Genomic DNA, 7,609 nt, shown 5'->3' with positions numbered 1-7,609 from the left:
CGAGCACGTAGGCCTCGGTGATCGGCAGCAGCGCGGCGGGCAGGTCGTCGAGTGCGCCCGTGTCGAGTCGGACCCCCGATGGTGGCCGGCGTGCCCTCCTCGTCGACGGTGACGTACGTGCGGGCGTTGCCCGCGCCGACCGGATGGGCCGGTCCTTCGACGAGGCCGGAGACGCCTCCGGCCCCTGCGGGGGCGGGAGTGACGAACAATCCGAGGACCGCCGCCGAGACGATCACGGCGAGGTGTGAGGCGCGAGGCCGAATGTCCATGTGAGGTCCTCGATTTCCGTCTCCAGCGGCATCGTTCTGGATGCTAACCGTCGTGCGGACGGCGGAGGACGGACTAGATCGAACCGTGATGCGGGGGCTTCGGGCGGTCGGCGGTGATCCCGGAAGGTCGCGAAACCGGCGGTGCCCGATGCTCGGGACCCGAGTGGTGTCGGATGGTGCCCCCGGCAGGATTCGAACCTGCGACACCCGCTTTAGGAGAGCGGTGCTCTATCCCCTGAGCTACGGAGGCGTCCGGCCGGGCGAAGCCGACCTCTGCGCGTTGTGAGTGTAGCCGCCGGCCCGCTGCCGTAACCAAGCGCCCGCTCCCGGGCCTCGCCGGAGGGAGCATACGACCTGCAGGTTCCCGCCGATTGAGATCAAGGAAAGGTAACTCTGGCCTTTCCCTATATCGTTTTGTTACCTTGGGTCGCCAGGAACGGCCGGGGGATACCCGGTCGAAGTCGGGACGAAACAAGGGACACACTGTGGGACGCCATCAGCGCACACGCGAAGACGTAGCATTCGACCTCGAACCGATTCGCGTGCCGTCCTCCGGCAAGGGTCGCCACCGTGTCGAGCCCACCGGGACGTCCGCGCCGGTCAAGGCCGCCACCGTCGCCGCAGCCACGGGTGCATTCTTCGCCGTGGGCTCGCAGATCGGCGCCGGTACTGCAGCCGCGCATCCCGGCCACGACCACGTCCAGGCCGAGGCTCCCTCTCTTCCCTTCGAGCTTCCTGCGGGTCTGCTGCCCGAGGGTGTCGAGATCCCGGCGATTCCCGGTGTCACCACCCCGGCCGAGCAGGGTGCGCCCGAGCTCCCCGCCGAGGTCACCGACTTCCTCGATCAGTTCTCGGGTCCCGGCTGGCTCGACCAGCTCAACCCGGCTGCACCTTCCGCTGTCCAGCCCGTCTCCGGCACCCTCACCTCCGACTGGGGTCCGCGCTGGGGTACGCACCACGGCGGCATCGACATCGCAGCGCCGATCGGCACGCCCATCAAGTCCGCCGCCGACGGCACCGTTCTCGACGCCGGGCCGGCTTCCGGCTTCGGTCAGTGGGTCCGCGTCCTCAACGACGACGGCACCACCGCCGTCTACGGTCACGTGAGCACCTACCAGGTTTCCGCCGGGCAGCGGGTCAACGCCGGCCAGCAGATCGCGACCGTCGGCAATGAGGGCTGGTCCACCGGCCCGCACCTGCACTTCGAGGTGTGGGACACCGCCGGCACCAAGATCAACCCCAATGCGTGGCTGAGCGATCGCGGTGTGGTCACCGACTGGGGCGGATACCGCGCCGTCTGATCTCACCGGGTCGTCCGATCCGACCCGACGGCGAGTCGTCCGATCCCACCCGACCGAGAGTCGCGCGCTAGGCTTGGCTCGACCGACTGCACGCCGACCCGGGGGTTCCATTGGGAGCTGAGATATCTGCTCGTTCGTTCACCGGGGAAGACCGGCGGATGTTCCGCAGCAAGGTTCGCGACTGCATGAAGGCGCTCGAGCGGATGCTCCGGGAGGACGTCTTCGTCGATGTGCACTCGTCGCCCGAACCTCATCTCGGCATGGAGATCGAGTTCAACCTCGTCCGCGACGACATGTCGCCCGCGATGTCGAACCTCGAGGTACTGCAGGCGATCGACGACCATGCGGTCTTCCAGACCGAACTCGGCCAGTTCAACGTCGAGATGAACGTCGAACCGCGGCGCCTCACGGGCGACGAACCGTTCGAACTCGAGGATTCGCTGCGTTCGTCGCTGCGCCGTGCCGACGATCGGATGCACCGGCACGACGCGCAGTTGGTGATGATCGGCATGCTGCCGACGCTCGAACTCGACGATCTCGAACTGGGTCGCATCACTGCCAATCCCCGCTACGAAGCGCTCAACGACCAGATCTTCGCGGCACGCGGTGAGGACATCGAACTCGATCTCGACGGCGTGCCCCTCCCCGGCAGCGATGTCGTGGAAACCCTTCGCGCGGATATGAACTCGGTGGTCCCTGAAGCTGCCTGCACGTCCCTGCAGTTGCATCTGCGGGTCGCGCCGGAGGATTTCGCGACCCATTGGAACGCTGCCCAGTGCCTGGCGGGAGCCCAGGTCGCGCTCGCGGCGAACTCACCCTTCCTCGCCGGTAAGGCGCTGTGGCACGAAAGTCGGATCCCGCTGTTCGCGCAGGCCACCGATACACGTCCGCTCGAACTGCGGAACCAGGGTGTCCGTCCTCGGGTGTGGTTCGGCGAGCGGTGGATCGACTCCGCCCTCGACCTGTTCGAGGAGAATTCCCGCTACTTCACGGCGCTCCTGCCGGAGATCTCGGACGTCGATCCGATGGCCGAACTCGACGCCGGCCGGGTTCCCGAGCTGCGCGAACTGCAGATGCACAACGGCACCATCTACCGGTGGAACCGCCCCGTCTACGACATCAGCGACGGCCATCCACACCTGCGTGTCGAGAACCGTGTGCTCCCGGCGGGTCCGACCGTTCTCGACACGATGGCCAACGCCGCCTTCTACTACGGGACGCTGCGCGCTCTGGCCGACGCCGACGAGCCGCTCTGGCGCGACCTCAGCTTCGACGCCGCGGAACGCAATCTGGTCCTGGGCGCGAAGTTCGGGCTCGACGCGAAGCTGTACTGGCCGCGGACCGGATGGGTCGGCGCCGACGAACTCGTTCTGCGGTGCCTGTTGCCGCTCGCGCACAAGGGTCTCGACGCCTACGGGTTGTCGTCGGCGGTCCGGGATCGTTACCTCGGGATCGTCGAACGGCGTGCCTCGAGTCGGCAGACCGGTGCGGCATGGCAACGCCGACAGGTGGCCCGGCGCGAGGCCGCCGGGGAGGATCGGCGCGTGGCGCTCCTGGGGATGATGCAGGACTACGTGCAGAACATGCGGACCGGCACGCCCGTTCACGAGTGGGAGTGACATCCCCTACAAGCGCAAGGTCCGTGTCACGGCCACCGTCGGTTGCACGATGACACGGTCGGTGGGCGGTACGAATCCGGGTACGACGCCGAGATCGTCACCGAGATCGACCACCCGGACACCGAGATGGTTCTCGCGCATGCTCAGCGTCAGATCCACCTCGATCCCGTCGGGGCCGGGAGCCCAGAACAGGAAACCGAATCTGTCGGACGGTTCGGCGCGGAAACCGTCCACCGTTGCGCCGTGGACGTGGGCCGTCGTGCTGTCGATCCACAATCCGACGGCCTGGGCGTCCCGCGGTGAGGTCAGCCGCAGCCGGATCTCCCGCGCGCTCCCGCCGATCGTGTCCTCGAGGATCTCGACCTCGGGCGCTTCGAGATCGGCGACCGGGGCGGGCCCGCGATACATCGGACGGTCCTCCCGCCACGGGAACGCGGCGGGAAGCGGTTCGGGACCGCTGGTGAGCAAATCTCGGCTCCAGTCGGAGCGCGGACCGTCGGGCGACCCCCACACTGCGGCGCCCCGGTCGGCGTCGAGCGAGTACCAGAGGTATTCCTGCCGGGGATCGGTCGCTCCGTCCCGGTTGAGGTGACCGGCCAGCAGTGTGCACACCACGACGAGCACCACGGTGCCCGTCGCGCAGGTCACGAACGCCCGCGTGGTCGCCGGGAGCGGCTCGCACAGCGGGAGCACCGCGGCGAAGACGAATGCGACGAACAGACCGGCCACCGGTGCCCCGTACAGAAGGCCCGCGTCGAACGACACCAGCACGGCGGGCAGACCGAAGATCAGGGACCCGAGCGCGCCCAGCGTCGTCGCGACGAGCGGCCACACCGTGTCGCGTTGCGGGAGCAACAGCGCCACCAGCAGCCCCAGCGCCGACGGCAACGTGAGCACCGACAGTGTCAGCGGCACACCGGGGAAGGGGATGCCGATCAGCGAAAGTATCGCGACGAGCACGAATGCTCCGCACGTGAGGGCGGCGACCGGACGGCCGCGGCCCCACCACGATCGGATGACGACCAGTACGCCGAGGGCCGCGACGACCGCGGCGAACTGGAAGACGCCGGGCCGGTAGGGCTCGTCGGCGACCGGTGCGGCCATGCCCGGATCGAGGATCTGCGCGACCCACCACGGCAACCATGCTGCCCCCGCGGCGAGCGCGGCGGCGAGCAGGGACACGGCGACGGCGGTGCCGACCTGCCAGGCCGACGTCTCACCGCGGCGCACGCGCAGGGCGACGAGCGCCGCCACGACACCGCCGAGGACGACCGATCCGACGATCTCGGCCCAGCGCGGCATGTGGAGAAGTCCCCACGGCGCGGTGGTCACCACCTGGGCTCCGCCGTCGTCGACGGCCGTGAGATCGGACGCGGCGAGTGCGCGGGCGGTCGCGAGGGAAGTCTCGCCCATGTGTTGCAGCGACGTCCGGCTGAGACGGTCGGGGGTGTCGAGAGGGCTGTGGTAGTACGCCGATCCCGCCGAGATCGCGGTGTCGAGGGCGTGATGGCCGCTCTCGGCGAAACGACGGAAGTCGGTGTCGTTCGGCAGCGCTTCGAAGATCAGCTCGGTGAGGGAATCCGCATGCGCTCCGGGCGCTCCGGCCAGGTTGTCGATCAGGACGCCGTTGGGAGAGGTGATCCGGAAGGTGGTCGGCGTGCCCGCGTTCCCGCGGGCCTCGTGATTGAGGACGACGACGGGTCCCGCTCGCACGGACTGTGTGCCGACGAACCGGTGGGCGCCGAGCAGGCCGTTCTCCTCGCCGTCGGTGAGCAGCACGACGACGTCGTTCCGCGGGGGAGGTCCGGCGTCGATCGCGCGTGCGGCCTCCAGGACCGTACCGACGCCGATCCCGTCGTCGCCGGCGCCGGGAGAGCCCCGGACCGTGTCGTAATGCGCGACGAGCATGACGGTGCCGGTGGGATCGGTACCGTCCAGGGTCGCCGTGATGTTCTGCACGCGGGCACCGCGTTGGGTCGCCTCCTCGGGCCGTGCCATCCATCCGACGCCGGAGTCGACGCGGGTGGTCCAGCCGAGTTCGTCGAGGACGCCCACGAGGTGGTCGCGGGCAGCGGTGTGGGCGGTCGAGCCGAGCGGACGTGGGGCCGTCGCGATCGCGTCGATGTGTTCGCCGGCGCGGGCGGCGCTGAAGACGTCGGCGGGGGCGTCGGTTCCGAGCGGTTCGCCGGAGCCGGGGACCAGGGCGACGAGGCCGGCCACGACCAGTACGCCGAGCAGTGCGAGTACGTGGCCGAAGCGGGACGGGGCCGGGTGGCGAACAACCGCGGCGGAGTCCATGGGTGCAGCCTAGTCGCGACTGCAGCGGTGCCCCGGCAGACTCGGCCGGGGCACCGCGATCGGATCGGCCGGATCAGGAGGCAGGCGCCCAGCTGTCGGGTCCGAACACCTCGTAGTGGATGTTCTCCGCCGGAACGTTGCGCTCGATCAGGGCTTCGCGCAGCGAGAGCATGAACGGCAGCGGGCCGCACAGGTAGGCCTGGGTCTTCGGATCGAGCGGCAGATCCGAGATGTCGGCGCGTCCGATGCGGACGGTCTCGAGCGGCTCGCGGTTGCCGAGATCCTCGTACCAGCGGTACAGCTGGGCCGAAGGAATCTTCTCGGCGAGGGTCTCGAGTTCGCGGCGGTGGGCGTGGCTCGCGACGGAGCGGTCGGCGTGGAGGACCGCGACGGGACGCTCGTCGCCGACGCCGGCGAGGTGATCGAGCATGCCGATCATCGGGGTGCAGCCGATGCCGGCCGACGCCAGCAGGATCGGGGTCTCGTCCTCGGTGAGGACGAGATCGCCGAAGGGAGTGGTGACCTGAAGTTCGTCGCCTTCGAAGACGTTGTTGTACAGGAAGTTCGATACTTCGCCGGCGGGGAGCACGGTGCCGTCGGTTGCGGTGGTCTGCAGCACCCGCTTGACGGTGATCCGCCAGTCGCCCTTGGCAGGTGCGCTCGACAGGCTGTACTGACGGATCTGCCGGGCGCCGTCGGGGAGATGGACGCCGACCGAGAGGTACTGGCCCGGGCGGAAGGTGGGCAGCGGGGAGCCGTCGAGTGAGGTGAGGACGAACGAGACGGTGTCGGCGGACTGGTGCACGCGGTCGGCGACGCGGACGGTGCGCCAGACGTCGCCGGTCTCGACACCCGCGGCCCGGTACAGATCGGCCTCCATCGAGATGAGAGTGTCGGCCATCAGCCAGTACAGCTCGTCCCATGCCTTCGCGACCTCGGGCGTGACCGCGTCTCCGAGGATTTCGACGATCGCCTCGAAGAGGTGCTTGTGGACGATCCAGTATTCGTCGGGCTTGATGCCGAGCGAGGCGTGCTTGTGGGCGATGCGGGACAGGATCGCCTCGACACGTGCGGGATCGGGATCGAGCTGGAGCGTCGCGAAGGCCGCGATGGATCCGGCGAGGGCCTTCTGCTGCTCACCCTGCTTCTGGTTGCCGCGGTTGAACAGGTCGCGTTCGAGTTCGGGGTGGGCGGCGAACATCTTGCTGTAGAACAGCGGGGTGATGTCGCCGATGGCGGCTCCCACCGCCGGAAGGGTCGCGGCGATGACGTCCTTGGATTCGGGTGAGAGCGGCATGGTGTGTCTCCTCGTGTGTGTCGTGACGGGCTGCACCGGCGGCCTCGCCGTGGGTCAGCGGCCGGTGGGTGGTTCGAGGGTGAGCAGGACAGGGCCGGCGTCAGGGGTCGCCAGGTCGGCGATCGTGACGTCGTCGAGAGCGGCGTAGAAGGCGTCCTGTGCGGCACGCAGCTTCGAGCGCAGGTTGCAGCCGTGACGCAGGGGGCACGGCTTCGCTCCTTCGCACTCGACGACTTCTTCTTCACCTTCGAGGGCTCGGGTGAGCCATCCGAGGCTCGCCGTGCGGCCGAGTTCGGTGATGGCCAGGCCTCCGCCGCGTCCGCGGCGGGTGGTGACCACTCCGAGCTCGCCGAGCCGGGCGACGACCTTCGTCGTATGTGCGTACGACAAGTCGAGCTGGTCTGCAATCGTTCTGGTACCGGGCATACTCCCCGCCGGGCCGGCGACGAGATGCATCACAACTCTCAGTCCGAGATCGGTGAACCGGGTGAGTTGCATGGCCCTACGCTAGTAAATTCGCATCCGCGATGACAATTTTATGTGACGCATATCGCTGTCGATGGAATGCATTGCAACCGAAGGAATCTCGACACGATGACCAAAGTCCGTATCCGGGCGTACCGGATCCGGCTAGCCTCACGGATGTGAAACCTCTCGGTGAAGCACCCCGCGACCACAACCACGTGACCGTCGGTGCGGACGGTTCCCCGGCCTCCGAGCGCGCGGTGAGGTGGGCTGCCGCCACCGCGGCCGGCCGGAAGATCCCACTGCACCTCGTCCACGCGGTGGACTTCGCGCCGTCGGGCTGGACGAAACTTCCCTTCT

General features: G+C 68.6%; 6 protein-coding genes, 1 tRNA gene and 1 pseudogene. 3 read left to right on the top strand and 5 right to left on the bottom strand.

Annotation, left to right across the window (positions count from 1 at the left end):
- Both R1101_RS29570 and R1101_RS0112090 read right to left on the bottom strand, forming a co-directional pair.
- Positions 1-269: pseudogene (locus R1101_RS29570) on the bottom strand (hypothetical protein); the annotation flags it as partial.
- A 174-nt stretch (positions 270-443) separates the two neighbouring features.
- Positions 444-519: transfer RNA gene (locus R1101_RS0112090), tRNA-Arg, on the bottom strand.
- Positions 520-754: 235 nt separating this feature from the next.
- Between R1101_RS0112090 and R1101_RS0112085 the strand changes: the two genes are divergently transcribed.
- Positions 755-1,570 (top strand): M23 family metallopeptidase, encoded by an 816-nt coding sequence (locus R1101_RS0112085; RefSeq protein WP_016933685.1) that lies wholly within the window; start codon positions 755-757, stop codon positions 1,568-1,570.
- 110 nt (positions 1,571-1,680) lie between these two features.
- The gene (locus R1101_RS0112080; protein ID WP_026003185.1) at positions 1,681-3,189 is read left to right on the top strand and encodes a glutamate-cysteine ligase family protein; all 1,509 of its coding nucleotides are present in this window, start codon (positions 1,681-1,683) and stop codon (positions 3,187-3,189) included.
- Positions 3,190-3,195: 6 nt separating this feature from the next.
- On the opposite strand, the gene R1101_RS0112075 is transcribed toward R1101_RS0112080, so the two are convergent.
- The 3 genes from R1101_RS0112075 to R1101_RS0112065 form a co-directional block, all read right to left on the bottom strand.
- The gene (locus tag R1101_RS0112075; RefSeq protein ID WP_016933683.1) at positions 3,196-5,487 is read right to left on the bottom strand and encodes a M28 family peptidase; all 2,292 of its coding nucleotides are present in this window, start codon (positions 5,485-5,487) and stop codon (positions 3,196-3,198) included.
- A 73-nt stretch (positions 5,488-5,560) separates the two neighbouring features.
- Positions 5,561-6,784, bottom strand: a complete 1,224-nt coding sequence (locus R1101_RS0112070) for a globin domain-containing protein (protein ID WP_016933682.1) — start codon at positions 6,782-6,784, stop codon at positions 5,561-5,563.
- A 54-nt stretch (positions 6,785-6,838) separates the two neighbouring features.
- Positions 6,839-7,282: an RrF2 family transcriptional regulator gene (locus R1101_RS0112065; protein WP_016933681.1), complete on the bottom strand. Its 444-nt coding sequence runs from the start codon at positions 7,280-7,282 to the stop codon at positions 6,839-6,841.
- A gap of 146 nt (positions 7,283-7,428) precedes the next feature.
- Between R1101_RS0112065 and R1101_RS26520 the strand changes: the two genes are divergently transcribed.
- On the top strand, positions 7,429-7,609 hold a 181-nt coding region (locus R1101_RS26520; RefSeq protein WP_037223115.1), incomplete at its 3' end, for a universal stress protein.

This window comes from Rhodococcus sp. R1101, assembly GCF_000278445.1.
Taxonomy (GTDB): domain Bacteria; phylum Actinomycetota; class Actinomycetes; order Mycobacteriales; family Mycobacteriaceae; genus Rhodococcus; species Rhodococcus gordoniae.
The sequence above is the reverse complement of the archived record's forward strand: the minus strand, read 5'-3'. Positions and strand labels throughout refer to the sequence as shown.

What these genes read in the sequence shown, in the direction of transcription:
- R1101_RS0112070 (WP_016933682.1), bottom strand. Translation starts at nt 6,784, where the DNA reads ATGCCGCTCTCACCCGAATCCAAGGACGTCATCGCCGCGACCCTTCCG.
- R1101_RS0112075 (WP_016933683.1), bottom strand. Translation starts at nt 5,487, where the DNA reads ATGGACTCCGCCGCGGTTGTTCGCCACCCGGCCCCGTCCCGCTTCGGC.
- R1101_RS0112065 (WP_016933681.1), bottom strand. Translation starts at nt 7,282, where the DNA reads ATGCAACTCACCCGGTTCACCGATCTCGGACTGAGAGTTGTGATGCAT.